Raw genomic sequence first — 13,935 nt, forward strand, 5'->3', positions numbered from 1 at the left:
ATAACAACAATCCGCCACTCTTTTCCAATGGACTTTTCTTGCTCGGGCGTTTTCACATGATTCAAGCAGCCTCGATGGACCAGCGAAGCTTCCGCAAACTGTTGAGCCGTAACATCGGCCTACCCTTGGGGGTTGGCCTGCTGGGCGCGGTGGCCTTCGTCGCGGTGATCAATTACCTGCTTTCGGCCATGCAGTGGGTCGAGCACACCGACCGGGTGATCGGCAATGCCAACGAGACGGTCAAACTGTCGATCGACATGGAAACCGGTATGCGCGGCTTCCTGATCACGGGTGACGAGCGTTTCCTTGACCCCTACGAGGTGGCCAAGCCACGTATTCTCGGCAGCCTGCAAAGCCTGCGCGCGATGGTCGAGGACAACCCGCAGCAGGTTGATCGCATCGACCGGCTGATTGCCTTGCAGCACGCCTGGAACGACTTCGGCAACGAGATGATCACCCTGCGCCGCAGCCAGGGCGATTACCAGGCCTCAATCGGCAATGGCCGGGGCAAGCGCATCACCGATGAAATCCGCAAGGAATTCGATGGCCTGATCAGCACCGAACAACAGCTGCGCATGGCCCGGAACGAAACGGTCAGCTCGGTTACTGTGACGGCGATTTCGGCCTTCGTGCTGTTCATCGTCAGCCTCAGTGGTTTGCTGGCGTACCTCGGCCGTCGAGACCTGCTGGCCCTGTCGACCAGCTACGATGAAAACCTTCAGGCCCAGCAGCGCTCGGCGCAGCGTCTGGAGCACCAGGCCTGGTTGCGCAACGGCCAGACCCAGCTGGCTCAACAGGTGCTCGGTCAACTGACCTTGCCCATGCTGGGCGACAACATCCTGCGCTTCTTCGCTTCTTATCTGGGCAGCGTGGTGGGCGCCGTGTATGTGCGCGACGAGCATGGCCGCCTGGTGCGGGTGGCCTGTTATGGCCTGGGCGCCGAAGAGCAGGCCCGCGAGCAGATCAGGCTGGACCACGACGGCCTGTTGGCCCAGGCGGTGCGCGAAGGCCGCCTTTTGCGCCTGGACGACCTGCCAGAAGACTTCTATCGCCTCAGTTCCGGCCTGGGCAGCGGCTTGCCGCGCAGTGCGCTGCTGATGCCGGCCACCGAAGACGGTCAGATCAACGGGGTGATCGAGCTGGGTTTCCTGCGCCCTCTGCAAGAACGCGATGAAGAGCTGCTGGAACGCGTCGGCGGCAACCTCGGCATGTCCATCGAAAGCGCCCGTTATCGTCAGCGCCTGCAGGAAGTGCTGGCCGAAACCCAGCAACTGAATGAAGAGCTGCAGGTGCAGCAGGAAGAACTCAAGACTGCCAACGAAGAGCTTGAAGAGCAGTCACGAGTGCTCAAGGAGTCCCAGGCCCACCTGGAGACCCAACAAGCCGAGCTGGAGCAGACCAACGAGCAGTTGTCGGAACGCACCGATGCGCTCGACCGCAAGAACGATGAGCTGGGCCGGGCGCAGGTGGAGTTGCAGGCCCGCGCCGACGACTTGCAGCGCTCGAGCAAGTACAAGTCCGAATTCCTCGCCAACATGTCCCACGAGCTACGCACCCCGCTGAACAGCTCGTTGATCCTGGCCAAGCTGTTGGCAGAAAACGGCGAAGGCAACCTCAGCGAGGAGCAGGTCAAGTTCGCCGAATCCATCTACTCGGCCGGCAACGACCTGCTCAACTTGATCAACGACATTCTCGATATCGCCAAGGTCGAGGCCGGTAAACTCGAAGTACGCCCCGAGACCACCCAGGTCGAGCGCCTGGCAGAAGGCTTGCGCGGCATGTTCCAGCCGCTTGCCGGCCACAAGGGCCTGGCCTTCGAGGTCAAGGTCGATCCGCAGGTGCCGACCACCCTGTTCACGGACCGTCAGCGCCTTGAGCAGATCCTCAAGAACCTGTTGTCCAATGCTATCAAGTTCACCGAGCGTGGCCAGGTCAGCATGAACGTCAGCTTCCAGGCTGGCAATGGTATCGTGTTCGCGGTGCGTGACAGCGGCATCGGCATTGCTGCCGATCAGCAGCAGGCGATCTTTGGCGCCTTCCATCAGGTCGATGGCACCAGCAACCGCCGCTACGGTGGCACCGGCCTGGGGCTGTCGATTTCCCGTGACCTGGCGCATTTGCTCGGTGGCCAGATCAATGTCGAGAGCACCCCGGGCCAGGGCAGTGTGTTCAGCCTGATTCTGCCGGAACGCTATGCCGCCGAGGCGGAGGACATAGAGCCGCAAAGCCTGCGCCCTGCCGTCGACGCGTTGCCACCTGCGCCGCAAGTGCCTGTGGCCGCTACCACCCTGCGCCCGGCGCCGACTTTTGCCGACGATCGCGAGCGGGCACCTTTCGATACCCGGTGCATTCTGGTGATCGAAGACGAGCCCAACTTTGCCCGCATCCTCTTCGACCTTGCGCACGAACTGGGCTACAGCTGCCTGGTGGCCCATGGTGCCGACGAAGGCTTCGAGCTGGCGGCCCAGTACATACCGGATGCCATCCTGCTGGACATGCGCCTGCCCGACCACTCGGGCCTGACCGTGCTGCAGCGCCTCAAGGAGCAGGCCGGCACCCGCCATATCCCGGTGCACATCATTTCGGTGGAAGACCGCGTCGAGGCGGCCATGCACATGGGCGCGGTAGGGTATGCGGTGAAACCGACCAGTCGCGAAGAACTCAAAGAAGTCTTCGCTCGCCTGGAAGCCAAGCTTACGCAAAAGCTCAAGCATATCCTCCTGGTGGAAGACGACGACCTGCAGCGCGAGAGCATCGCCCGGCTGATCGGCGACGACGATATCGAGATCACTGCCGTGGCCATGGCCCAGGATGCCTTGGCGCTGTTGCGCGAGAACATCTACGACTGCATGATCATCGACCTCAAGCTGCCCGACATGCTCGGTAACGAGCTGCTCAAGCGCATGACCGCCGAGGATATCCGCTCCTTCCCGCCAGTAATCGTGTACACCGGGCGCAACCTCACCCGCGAAGAAGAAGCCGACCTGCTCAAGTACTCGCGGTCGATCATCATCAAGGGCGCGCGTTCGCCGGAGCGCCTGCTCGACGAAGTGACGCTGTTCCTGCACAAGGTAGAATCGCAGCTGTCCAACGAACGCCAGCGCATGCTCAAGACTGCGCGTAGCCGCGACAAGGTGTTCGAGGGGCGCAAGGTGCTGCTGGTGGACGACGACGTGCGTAATATCTTCGCCCTGACCAGTGCCCTGGAGCACAAGGGTGCCATCGTCGAGATTGGCCGTAACGGCCGCGAGGCCATCGAGCGCCTGGAGCAGCATGACGACATCGACCTGGTGCTGATGGACGTGATGATGCCGGAAATGGACGGCTTCGAGGCCACCCGGCTGATCCGCCAGCAACCGCGCTGGCGCAAACTGCCGATCATCGCCGTGACCGCCAAGGCCATGAAGGATGACCAGCAGCGTTGCCTGCAGGCCGGTGCCAATGATTACCTGGCCAAACCGATCGACCTGGACCGTTTGTTCTCGTTGATTCGTGTATGGCTGCCGCAACTGGAGCGAATTTGACTAGCGAACGTAACACCGACATTGAAATCCGCTTGCTGATCGAGGCCATCTACCTCAAGTACAGCTACGATTTTCGCAATTATTCCGGCGCCTCGATCAAGCGCCGGATCCTGCATGCGCTGCGCCAGTTCGACTGCCTGACGGTATCGGCGCTGCAGGAGCGCGTGCTGCATGACCCCGGCATGTTCATGCAGTTGCTGCAGTACCTGACCATCCCGGTCAGCGAGATGTTCCGCGACCCTGACCACTTCCTTGCCGTGCGCAACGAAGTGGTGCCGCTGCTGCGTACCTGGCCCTCGATCAAGGTCTGGATCGCGGGCTGCAGCACAGGCGAGGAGGTGTATTCGATGGCCATCCTGTTGCGTGAGGAGGGCCTGCTCGAGCGCACCATCATCTACGCCACCGACATCAACCCGCATTCGCTGGACCGGGCCAAGCAGGGTATCTACTCGATGCAGAGCATGCGCGAGTATGAGGAAAACTACCGTCTGGCCGGCGGCCGTCGTGACTTTACCGAGTACTACACAGCGGCCTATGGCAACGCCATCATGGACAGCAGCCTGCGCGACAACGTGACCTTCGCCGACCACAGCCTGGCCACCGACAGCGTGTTCTCCGAGACCCAGCTGGTGTCATGCCGCAACGTGCTGATCTACTTCAACAAGGAGCTGCAGGACCGCGCCCTCGGGCTATTCCATGAGTCGCTCTGCCACCGGGGTTTCCTGCTGCTGGGCAGCAAGGAGTCGGTGGACTTTTCGGCCTACAGCGACCGGTTCGAGCCGCTGGTCAAGCCCGAACGGATCTTCCGTAAATCATGAACGGCGTACGCGCAGTGGTGATCGGCGCCTCGGCTGGCGGCGTGGCGGCATTGTTTGAAGTGCTCGGCGCGCTGCCACCGGCGTTCGCCCTACCTGTGCTCTGCGTGCTGCACCTGCCGGACGACCGCCATAGCCAACTGGCCGAAGTGCTGCAGCGTCGGCTGCATCGGCCGGTGCACGAGGCACGTGACAAGGAACGCATCAGCAGCGGGCAGATCTATGTGGCGGGTCCGAGTTACCACCTGTCGGTGGAGCACGACCTGACGCTGTCGCTGAGCCAGGAAGAACCCGTTCATTTCTCGCGTCCAGCCATCGATTTTCTGTTCATCTCGGCGGCCGATGCCTATGGCGACGGCCTGCTAGGTGTGCTGCTCACCGGTGCCAACGAAGACGGCGCCAGGGGCCTTGCCTATATCAAGAACAATGGGGGCCGCACGATAGTCCAAGACCCTCGCGACGCACAGGTCGCCCTGATGCCGGAGGCCGCCCTGGCCCTGCACCAGCCCGACCATATCCTTACTCTGAGTGGTATCGGGCAGCTGCTCGCGACCCTGGAATACAGCGCATGCTAAGCCACACCACCGCCAAACTGCTGATTGTCGACGACCTGCCGGAAAACCTGCTGGCGCTCGATGCCCTGATCCAGGGCGACGACCGCGAGGTGCACCAGGCCCAGTCTGCCGAAGCGGCGTTGTCGTTGCTGCTCGAGCACGAGTTCGCGCTGGCCATCCTCGATGTGCAGATGCCGGGCATGAACGGTTTCGAACTTGCCGAGCTGATGCGCGGCACCGACAAGACCAAGAACATCCCGATCGTTTTCGTCAGCGCCGCAGGCCGCGAGATGAACTATGCCTTCAAGGGCTACGAGAGCGGCGCCGTGGACTTTCTGCACAAGCCGCTCGATACCCTGGCGGTAAAAAGCAAGGTCTCGGTGTTCGTCGACCTGTTCCGCCAGCGCAAGGTGCTGGGCCGGCAGCTGGAGGCCCTGGAGCATAGCCGCCAGGAACAGGAGCTGTTGCTCAGCCAGCTGCAGGTGGCGCGATGTGAGCTGGAGCATGCAGTGCGCATGCGTGACGACTTCATGTCGATCGTCTCCCACGAGGTGCGTACGCCGCTCAATGGCCTGATCCTGGAAACCCAGTTGCGCAAGATGCACCTGGCACGGGGCAACCTGGACGCCTTCAGCGCCGACAAGCTGCAGGCCATGGTCGAGCGCGACGAGCGGCAGATCAACAGCCTGATCCGGTTGGTCGAAGACATGCTGGATGTTTCGCGCATCCGTACTGGTAAATTGTCGCTGCGTCCGAGGCTGTTCGACCTCGGCCAGCTGGTGCGCGGGTTGGTGGAAAACTTCACCGCCCAGGCCATGGCCCTGGACACACACATCGAACTGCAGCGCTGTGAAGCATTGAAGGGTGAGTGGGACGAATTCCGGATTGAACAAGTAGTGGCCAACCTGTTGTCCAATGCCATGCGTTACGGCGAGCGCAAACCGGTGCAGGTGCGGGTGTTCGAGCAGGAGGGCATGGCCTGGGTGCAGGTGCAGGATCACGGCATCGGTATCAGCGCCGCCAACCAGCAGCGGATCTTCCAGCAATTCGAGCGGGTCGCTGCCCAGCAAGCCAGCGGGGGCTTGGGCTTGGGGTTGTACATCTCAGAGCAGATCGTGCAGGCGCACGGTGGCCGGATACGGGTTGAAAGCGAGGAAGGCAAGGGCGCCACATTCACCCTGCAATTGCCGCTGGCAACATTCAAAGAACAAAACGACCAGGCTCGGGCAACCTCTGCGTAAGCCTGGGGTCTGATGGCCAACTGTAAGAATTTCAAGGCGTTAACATGAGTGAAGATGCACAAGATGTGGTGTTGGTCGTCGAGGATGAACCGGCGATTCGCATGATTTTGCGTGATTACCTGGCAGGTGAGGGGTACCACGTGCTGGTGGCCGAAGATGGCGAACAGGCGTTTGCCATCCTGGCCAGCAAACCGCACCTGGACCTGATGGTGACGGACTTCCGCTTGCCGGGTGGCATTTCCGGGGTGGAAATTGCCGAGCCCGCGGTGAAGCTGCGCCCGGACCTGAAGGTGATCTTCATCAGTGGCTACCCGGCCGAGATCCTCGAGTCTGGCAGCCCGATCACCCGCAAGGCACCGATCCTGGCCAAACCGTTTGACCTGGACACCTTGCACGAGCAGATCCAGAGACTTTTGCGTTAAAGCGGGTGGCCCCATCGCCGGCACGCCCGCTCCACAATTTAGTCCACCGTCATTTATATATGCACCTTAACTGGGGTAGGTGGCTTGCCGGCGACAGGGCCAGTACAGGCTATCGCAGGGTCCGCTCTATACCACCTGCCAACATGCTCTCCATCAGGCCCAGCCCCTGTTCCTCGGGCAATGCCTTCAACATCCCCGGCAACTGGTTCAGCAGCGTCGCCACCACATGCGCCGTCGCCACCAAGGCTTGCCCCTGCAACTTCGCCTGTGGCGCGATCAACCTCAGCAACCCCGCCTCGTAACGGTTGCGCAACAAGGCCAGGCGCGCCTGCTGGTCATCGCTCAGGCAGCACAAGTCACGCTCCGCCAACCGAAACTGCATCGGCCGCTCGGCATGCAATTGCCAGTGCGCTGCAATCAGGCAGCCCAGTGCCGAGGCCCCGCGTGCCATGGCCCGGCGGCCCTGGTCCAAAGTGGCCTGCAGTTCTTCGTACAACTCCTCGATCAAGTCGTACAACAGGTCCTGCTTGCTGGGAAAGTGGTGGTACAGCGAGCCTGCCGTCAGCCCCACATGGGCCGCCAGCTCGCGCATGCTGACCTGGCCAAAGCCCTTTTCGGCAAACAGCGCCATGGCCCGGTCACGTCGCTCCTCAAAGCTGGCACAGCGCATTGCGGCATTGACCGGGGGCATGGCGCCTTGTCCTCAGTAGGTGAAGAAACCGCGGCCGGTCTTGCGCCCCAGCCAACCGGCCGCGACCATTTCCTTGAGCAGCGGGGCAGGGCGGTACTTGCTGTCGCTGAAGCCTTCATGGAAGGCCTCCATGATCGCCAGCAGGGTGTCCAGGCCGATCAGGTCGGCCAGGGCCAGCGGGCCGATGGGCTGGTTGCAGCCCAGGCGCATGCCGGTGTCGATGTCCTCGGCACTGGCCAGGCCTTCCTGGCGCACGAAGATCGCCTCGTTGATCATCGGCACCAGGATGCGGTTGACCACGAAGCCCGGGCGGTTGCCTGCGGTGATCGGGGTCTTGCCGACCTTTTCAGTCACCACCAGCGCCTGGGCGTAGGTGCTGTCGCTGGTCTGCAGGCCGCGAATGATCTCCACCAGCGCCATCATCGGCACCGGATTGAAGAAGTGCACACCGATGAAGCGCTCGGGGTGCTCGATGCTGGCGGCCAGCTGGGTGACCGACAGCGACGAAGTGTTGGTGGCGATCAGGCAGTCGTTGGCGACGTTGGCGGCCACTTGCTGCAGGATGCGCTGCTTGAGCTGCAGGCTTTCGGTGGCGGCCTCGATCACCAGCTGCGCGCTGCTGAGCTGGGCGTAGTCGGTGCTGGTGCGGATGCGCGTCTTTGCCGCCGCCGCCTTGTCCGCATCCAGGGTGCCTTTGCTGACCTGGCGCTCGAGGTTCTTGCTCAAGGTGGCCACGCCGCGCTCCAGCGCCGCGTCGGAAACATCCACCAGCAGCACCTGGTAGCCGGCGACAGCGCACACCTGGGCAATGCCGTTGCCCATGGTGCCGGCGCCGATCACGGCGATCTGTTCAATGCTCATGTGCCAGGCTCCCTCAGACGCGCTCGAAGACCACGGCAATGCCTTGGCCGCCACCGATGCACATGGTGGCCAGGGCGTAGCGGCCCTGGATGCGCTGCAGTTCATGGATGGCCTTGGTCGCGATGATCGCGCCAGTGGCGCCCACCGGGTGGCCCAGGGAAATACCCGAACCATTGGGGTTGACCTTCTCCGGGTCGAAGCCCAGCTCGCGGGCCACGGCGCAGGCCTGGGCGGCGAACGCTTCGTTGGACTCGATCACGTCCAGGTCCTGCAGTTTCAGGCCGGTCTTTTCCAGCACCTTGCGGGTGGCCGGGATCGGGCCCAGGCCCATCAGTTCGGGCTCGACACCGGCGTGGGCATAGCCCACCAGGCGCGCCAGCGGCTTCAGGCCCAGGCGACGCACCGCGTCACCGCTGGCCAGCACCAGGCCGGCCGCGCCATCGTTGATGCCGCTGGCGTTGCCTGCAGTCACGGTGCCGTCCTTCTTGAACACGGTCTTCATGCCGGCCAGTTGCTCGGCGGTAACGTCGCCACGCACGTGTTCGTCCACGGCGAACTGTACGGTGCCTTTGCGGGTTTTCAGCTCCACCGAGACGATCTGGCTGTCGAAACGGCCTTCGGCAATGGCGCGGGCGGCGCGGCGCTGGCTGGTCAGGGCCAGTTCATCCTGCATCTCGCGGGTAATGCCGTGTTTGGCGGCGACGTTTTCTGCGGTGATGCCCATGTGGAAGTGTTCGAACGGGTCCTGCAGCACGCCGACGGTGTAGTCGATGCCTTGCAGGTCGCCCATGCGCGCGCCCCAGCGCGCCTGCGGCAGCAGGTACGGGCCACGGCTCATGGACTCGGCACCGGCGGCCACGGCCACGTCGGCATCACCGAGCAGCAGGCACTGGGTGGCAGAAACGATGGCCTGCAGGCCCGAGCCGCACAGGCGGTTGACGTTGAAGGCAGGTGTTTCCTTGGGAATGCCGGCGTTCATCGCGGCAACCCGCGAGAGGTAGGCATCGCGCGGTTCGGTCGGGATCACGGTGCCCATGACCATATGGCCGATCTGCTCGGCGGCCACGCCCGAGCGCTCGATGGCGGCGCGGGTGATGGTAGTGGCCAGGTCGGCCAGGGGCAGGTCCTTGAGCGAGCCTCCAAAACCACCGATGGCGGAACGCACGGCACTGACGACGTAGATTTCTGGGCTGCTCATAGAGGCTCCGTAAGCTTAGGCATGGCGGGACCGGGCCAGGCTCTGCGAGAATGGCCGGCGGTCCCGGAGTGGGATCGAGTCTAGGCAAAGGCTCTGTTGCAGCCTATGCCGGATCTGTTCAAACAACCTGGCACTTTTTGCCACTCAGCATAGACAGCGAAAACCACCATGCGCGATAGCGATTCGGTCGCCGTGTACTTTCTCAATGCCATGCTCCACGCCCTGCGGGACTGCCCAGCCGAGCGTGATGCGCAGCTGCGTGCCGTGGGCATCGAACCGCAACTGCTCGAACAGCCCCAGGCACGCGTACCGGCCAAGGCGTTCTCCGAGCTGTGGTTGGCACAGATTCAGCGCCTGGACGACGAGTTCTTCCGCCTCGACAGCCATGGCATGCCGCTGGGCAGTTTCGCCCTGATCTGCCGGGGGCTGATCCTTGAACCAAACCTGGAAAAGGCCTTGCGCCAGTGCCTGGGTGGCTTCGGCCTGTTCCTGCGCGACCTGCGCGGCAGCCTGACGGTGCGCGCTGGGCGTGCGCTGATCAGCGTGCAGTCGGGCATTGCCGACCCGCTGACCCGGGTGTATGCCGAGGAAACCTACCTGGTGCTGATGATCGGCATGTTGTGCTGGCTGGCCGGGCGGCGCATCGCCATCGACCGTACCGAGCTGGCAGTGTCGCGCCCGGCCCAGGAAGACGACCTGCTGTTGTGGGGCCCGGACCTGCGCCTGGGCAGCGGGCGTACCGAAGTGGAGTTCGACAGCGCCTACCTGCGCCTGCCAGTGGTGCAGGACCTGACCACCCTGAAAACCTTTCTGCGCAGTGCGCCGCAGGGGTTGGTAATCCGTTTTCGCAACCAGAACGGGCTGGTGGCCGAGGTATACCGGCACCTGCGCGCGCGGCACTATGGGCAGTGGCCGACACTGGCGGCGCTGGCGCAGCAGCAAGGAATCAGTGCCAGTACGTTCCGCCGGCAACTGGAGCGGGAGGGGCGTTCCTATCAGCAGATCAAGGATGAGGTGCGCCGGGCAATGGCTTTCGAGCGGCTGCGTGAAGGGGCATTGAGCATTGCCGAAATTGCCGAGCAGGCAGGTTTCCAGGAGCCCAGTGCGTTTCACCGAGCGTTCAAGAAGTGGACCGGGCAGAGCCCCGGAAGCTATCGAGCGCGGTTGGCCGGGCGGTAGTTGTTCCCTGTACCGGCCCTATCGCCGGCAAGCCAGCTCCCACATGTTCTCACAGTATTCGAGGCTTGCGGAGTACCTGTGGGAGCCAGCTCCCATAGGCTCCCCGCAGTATTCGAGGCCTGTGGGGTGTCTGTGGGAGCTGGCTTGCCGGCGATAGGGCCGGTACGGCGATCATTGAATGATCAGGCCGGCACCATGGCAAACCCGACCCCGAAGCGGTTCCAGGCATTGATGGTGGCAATCGCCAGGGTCAGGTTGACCACCTCGGCCGGCTCGAAGTGTTCCTGCAGGGCTTCATATTGCCCCTGCGGCGCGCCGTCCTCAGGCAGTCGAGTCAGGCTTTCTACCCAGGCCAGTGCCGCACGTTCACGCGGGGTGAAGTAGGCGGTTTCGCGCCACACGCTCAAGGTCTGCAAGCGTGCTTCGGTCTCACCGGCCTTGCGCGCATCGTTGGCGTGCAGGTTGACGCAGTAGGCGCAGCCGTTGATCTGCGAGGCCCGCAGGCGCACCAGCTCCAGCAGCGAGCTCTCCAGGCCGCTCTTGGCCAGGGCCTGTTCCAGGCCGACCATGGCTTTGTAGGCTTCCGGGGCGTGCTTGGCCCATTCGATACGGTTGTGCATGGCTGTCTCCAAAGGGTATGGGGTGGGAATGGCACTACTGTAACGCTGCCCTTTGGCCTCCCCGATAGCCAATTGCACACATAAGCTGGAGGCCAATCGTCCATTCAGGTGGCCACTGACAAGCATCCAATCTCTTCATTTCTGCCAGGCCTGCCAAGCCGGGATAATGGCCGGGTCCTGCTACCCGAGAACCGATTCACAATGAGAGCTGCTTTGAACCTGTTGCTGGTGATCCTGCTGGCGGTGAACCTGCGGCCGATCCTGACCAGTATCGGCCCGTTACTCGAACCCATGCGCGCCAGCACCGGGCTGGGCTACCAGCAGGCAGCCTTGCTGACGGCGTTGCCGGTGCTGTGCATGGGCCTGGTGCCGTTGCTGCAACCTTGGCTGCGACGCTGGATCAGCGAGCATGGCGGCATGCTCGGTGGCCTGGCTGCAATTGCCCTGGCCTGCCTGTGGCGCCTGCAACTGGACAGCGCCTGGGCGTTGATTGCCAGTGCGGTGGTCGCCGGCCTGGGCGTGGCGGTGGTGCAGGGCATGATGCCGGGCCTGGTCAACCGCTGGTTTCCAAGCCGCCTGGCGGGGGCAATGGGGCTGTACTCGGCAGCGTTGATGAGTGGTGGCGGCATGGCTGCCGTGCTTGGCCCGCATATCAGCGGCCACTTCGGCCACTGGCAGGTCGGTCTTGGCCTGTGGGCGATCCCGGCACTGCTGGCGCTGCTGGCCTGGGCCGTGCTGCGGCCTCGGCAGGGGCCGCCAAAGCTGGCCGGTGCTGCTGGCGGGCACTGGTTCAGCACGCGCCGGGCCTGGTTGCTGGCCTTGTACTTCGGCCTGATCAATGGCGGCTACACCAGCATGGTGGCGTGGCTGCCGGCGTACCATATAGAGCACGGCGGCAGTGCGCAGGGCGGCGCAGACCTGGTTGGCCTGATGACGGTCTTCCAGGTGGCCGGCGCACTGGGCTTGCCGCTGTTGCTGCGGCGTTGGGCTGACCGCCGCCCAGGCCTGTGGCTGGCACTGGCGATCCAGCTGGCCGGTTTTCTCGGCCTGCTGCTGGCACCCACGCAGGCTTCGGGGCTGTGGGTGGCGATGATTGGTTTTGGTCTGGGTGCCTGCTTCAGCCAGAGCCTGACGCTGACCCTGGAGCACCTGAAGACGCCCGCCGAGGCCGGCAGCCTGGCGGCGTTCGTGCAGGGCATCGGCTTTATCATCACCGGTATCGTGCCGTATATCACCGGCTGGCTGCGTGACGTGAGCGGTGACTTCCAGGCATCGTGGACGCTGCTCACCGTGACCGTGCTGGCCATGCTGCTGGTGACCACCTGCTTCAACCCGCGTGGCTATGCCGCAGCCATCGCGCGCCCAGCTGCAACATGCAAGCCCGTGCCAGTCAACTGAGGCGTTGCAGGGTATCGCGCACCCGGTCCAGTGCCGGGTCGATGTCCAGCAGTTCGATGGCGCCGAAGCCCATCAACAGCCCCGGGCGGACCGGCGCTTCGCTGAAGAATGGCGCCAGTGAATACAGGCCGACCTCTACCTTGCGTGCGAGGTTGGCCAGTAACTCCACATCCACCCCGGGCGCCGCCAAGGCGCTGAGGTGGAACCCGGCGCTGGCGGGTATTGCGCTGAACCACGGTGCCAGGTCGCCCCCCAGGCGCGCCAGGATGCGCTCGCGGCGGGCGCTGTAGACCTCGTGGCAGCGGCGGATGTGCTTGTTCAGGTGGCCTTCGCCCAAAAAGCGCGCCAACGCCCACTGCAGCAAAGTCGGGCTGTGCCAGTCACTGAGGTGCTTTGCCACGCAGGCGGCCTGCAGCACGGCTGGTGGCAGCACGGCATAACCCAGCCGCAACTCGGGTAGGAGGGTTTTGGAAAAGGTCCCCACGTAGGCCACCAGGCCATGCCGGTCGAGGCGCTGTAGGGCATCCGAGGCTGGCCCGTGGTAGCGGAACTCGCAGTCGTAGTCATCTTCGATGATCAGTGCGCCCAACTCGGCAGCTCGCGCCAGCAGGGCATGCCGGCGCGGCCCGCTCATGGGCATGCCCAGCGGGAACTGGTGCGAGGGGGTTACGTAGATCAGCCGGGTGCCGTCGGCGACCTGCTCCACGCACAGGCCTTCATCATCCACCGGCACCGATTGCACGCGTGCCCCGAGGGCCAGGAACAGTTGCCGTGCCGGCGGGTAGCCGGGGTCTTCCATAGCCACCTGGCAGCCTGGCTCGACCAGTACCCGGGCGATGAGGTCCAGCGCTTGCTGGGCGCCGTTGCACACCAGCAGGTCGGCCGCGCTGCAGTGCACGCCGCGGGCGTAGGCGATGTGGTGGGCAATAGCTTCGCGCAGCTCCGGCAGGCCCTGCGCCTGGAACTGCCGTTCGGGGTGACGCTGGCTGCGGCGCAGGGCGTAATTCAGGCAGCTGCGCCATTGGTCGAACGGGAACTGCGACTTGCTCGATGCGCCGCCGACAAAGTCATAGCGCGAGGGCGTTTGCAGTTGGCGTTGGGCGAGCACGGTGGCGCGCTGCTGCCAGCGTTCGAGGGATGCGGCACCGGCTAGGGGAACGCTGGCTGTTTCATGGCTGCGCAATGGTTGGCGCGGGGTGATGAATGTGCCGCGGCCGACCACGCCGCTGAGCAGGTTGTCGTAGGTCAGCCGTGAGTAGGCCTCGGCCACGGTCTTGCGCGATACGCCCAGTTGCTCGGCCAGCAGGCGGGTGGGCGGCAGTTGGGTGCCAGCGGCCAGGTGGCCGCTGTCGATACCGGCGCGCAGTTGCTGGTAAAGCTGATCGGCCAGGCCTTTGCGGCCTTCCAGGCGAATGTGCAGTTCCATGGGGTG

General features: G+C 63.9%; 12 protein-coding genes. 7 read left to right on the forward strand and 5 right to left on the reverse strand.

Going from position 1 to position 13,935, the window contains the following annotated elements; translation table 11 throughout:
* Positions 1-56: 56 nt before the first annotated feature.
* The 5 genes from ACN6NG_RS11355 to ACN6NG_RS11375 are packed head-to-tail and all read left to right on the forward strand — an operon-like array spanning position 57 to position 6,556.
* Positions 57-3,524, forward strand: coding sequence for a response regulator (locus tag ACN6NG_RS11355; protein ID WP_063426676.1), 3,468 nt, complete (start codon positions 57-59; stop codon positions 3,522-3,524).
* Positions 3,521-4,342 (forward strand): CheR family methyltransferase, encoded by an 822-nt coding sequence (locus ACN6NG_RS11360; protein WP_063426674.1) that lies wholly within the window; start codon positions 3,521-3,523, stop codon positions 4,340-4,342. Before ACN6NG_RS11355 ends, ACN6NG_RS11360 begins: the two co-directional genes overlap by 4 nt.
* On the forward strand, positions 4,339-4,914 hold the full coding sequence (locus ACN6NG_RS11365) for a chemotaxis protein CheB (RefSeq protein WP_019472989.1): 576 nt from the start codon (positions 4,339-4,341) through the stop codon (positions 4,912-4,914). Before ACN6NG_RS11360 ends, ACN6NG_RS11365 begins: the two co-directional genes overlap by 4 nt.
* Positions 4,908-6,134 carry a hybrid sensor histidine kinase/response regulator gene (locus tag ACN6NG_RS11370; protein ID WP_063426672.1) on the forward strand — a complete coding sequence of 409 codons (1,227 nt, stop codon included), beginning with the start codon at positions 4,908-4,910 and terminating at the stop codon, positions 6,132-6,134. Before ACN6NG_RS11365 ends, ACN6NG_RS11370 begins: the two co-directional genes overlap by 7 nt.
* 44 nt (positions 6,135-6,178) lie before the next feature.
* Entirely contained in the window at positions 6,179-6,556 is a 378-nt protein-coding gene (locus ACN6NG_RS11375; RefSeq protein ID WP_016487624.1) for a response regulator, read from the forward strand.
* Positions 6,557-6,665: 109 nt separating this feature from the next.
* Here ACN6NG_RS11375 and ACN6NG_RS11380 read toward each other — a convergent pair whose 3' ends face one another.
* The 3 genes from ACN6NG_RS11380 to ACN6NG_RS11390 are packed head-to-tail and all read right to left on the reverse strand — an operon-like array spanning position 6,666 to position 9,306.
* Complete coding sequence (locus tag ACN6NG_RS11380) at positions 6,666-7,247, reverse strand: TetR/AcrR family transcriptional regulator (RefSeq protein WP_063426671.1); 582 nt, start codon at positions 7,245-7,247, stop codon at positions 6,666-6,668.
* Positions 7,248-7,259: 12 nt separating this feature from the next.
* Positions 7,260-8,108 carry a 3-hydroxybutyryl-CoA dehydrogenase gene (locus ACN6NG_RS11385; RefSeq protein ID WP_049275465.1) on the reverse strand — a complete coding sequence of 283 codons (849 nt, stop codon included), beginning with the start codon at positions 8,106-8,108 and terminating at the stop codon, positions 7,260-7,262.
* A gap of 13 nt (positions 8,109-8,121) precedes the next feature.
* Positions 8,122-9,306 (reverse strand): acetyl-CoA C-acyltransferase family protein, encoded by a 1,185-nt coding sequence (locus ACN6NG_RS11390; protein WP_063426667.1) that lies wholly within the window; start codon positions 9,304-9,306, stop codon positions 8,122-8,124.
* A gap of 168 nt (positions 9,307-9,474) precedes the next feature.
* Here ACN6NG_RS11390 and ACN6NG_RS11395 point away from each other — a divergent pair, with 168 nt between their 5' ends.
* Positions 9,475-10,485, forward strand: a complete 1,011-nt coding sequence (locus ACN6NG_RS11395) for an AraC family transcriptional regulator (protein WP_474314008.1) — start codon at positions 9,475-9,477, stop codon at positions 10,483-10,485.
* Positions 10,486-10,667: 182 nt separating this feature from the next.
* On the opposite strand, the gene ACN6NG_RS11400 is transcribed toward ACN6NG_RS11395, so the two are convergent.
* A complete protein-coding gene (locus tag ACN6NG_RS11400) occupies positions 10,668-11,105 on the reverse strand; it encodes a carboxymuconolactone decarboxylase family protein (protein ID WP_132841190.1) in 438 nt (145 codons plus the stop codon).
* 201 nt (positions 11,106-11,306) lie between these two features.
* Between ACN6NG_RS11400 and ACN6NG_RS11405 the strand changes: the two genes are divergently transcribed.
* The gene (locus ACN6NG_RS11405; protein WP_063426661.1) at positions 11,307-12,503 is read left to right on the forward strand and encodes a cyanate transporter; all 1,197 of its coding nucleotides are present in this window, start codon (positions 11,307-11,309) and stop codon (positions 12,501-12,503) included.
* On the opposite strand, the gene pdxR is transcribed toward ACN6NG_RS11405, so the two are convergent.
* The gene (gene pdxR, locus ACN6NG_RS11410) at positions 12,496-13,929 is read right to left on the reverse strand and encodes a MocR-like pyridoxine biosynthesis transcription factor PdxR (protein ID WP_474314010.1); all 1,434 of its coding nucleotides are present in this window, start codon (positions 13,927-13,929) and stop codon (positions 12,496-12,498) included. The two genes, ACN6NG_RS11405 and pdxR, sit on opposite strands and share 8 nt — an antisense overlap.
* Positions 13,930-13,935 lie beyond the last annotated feature (6 nt).

It is taken from the genome of Pseudomonas sp. TSO6, from assembly GCF_056098905.1.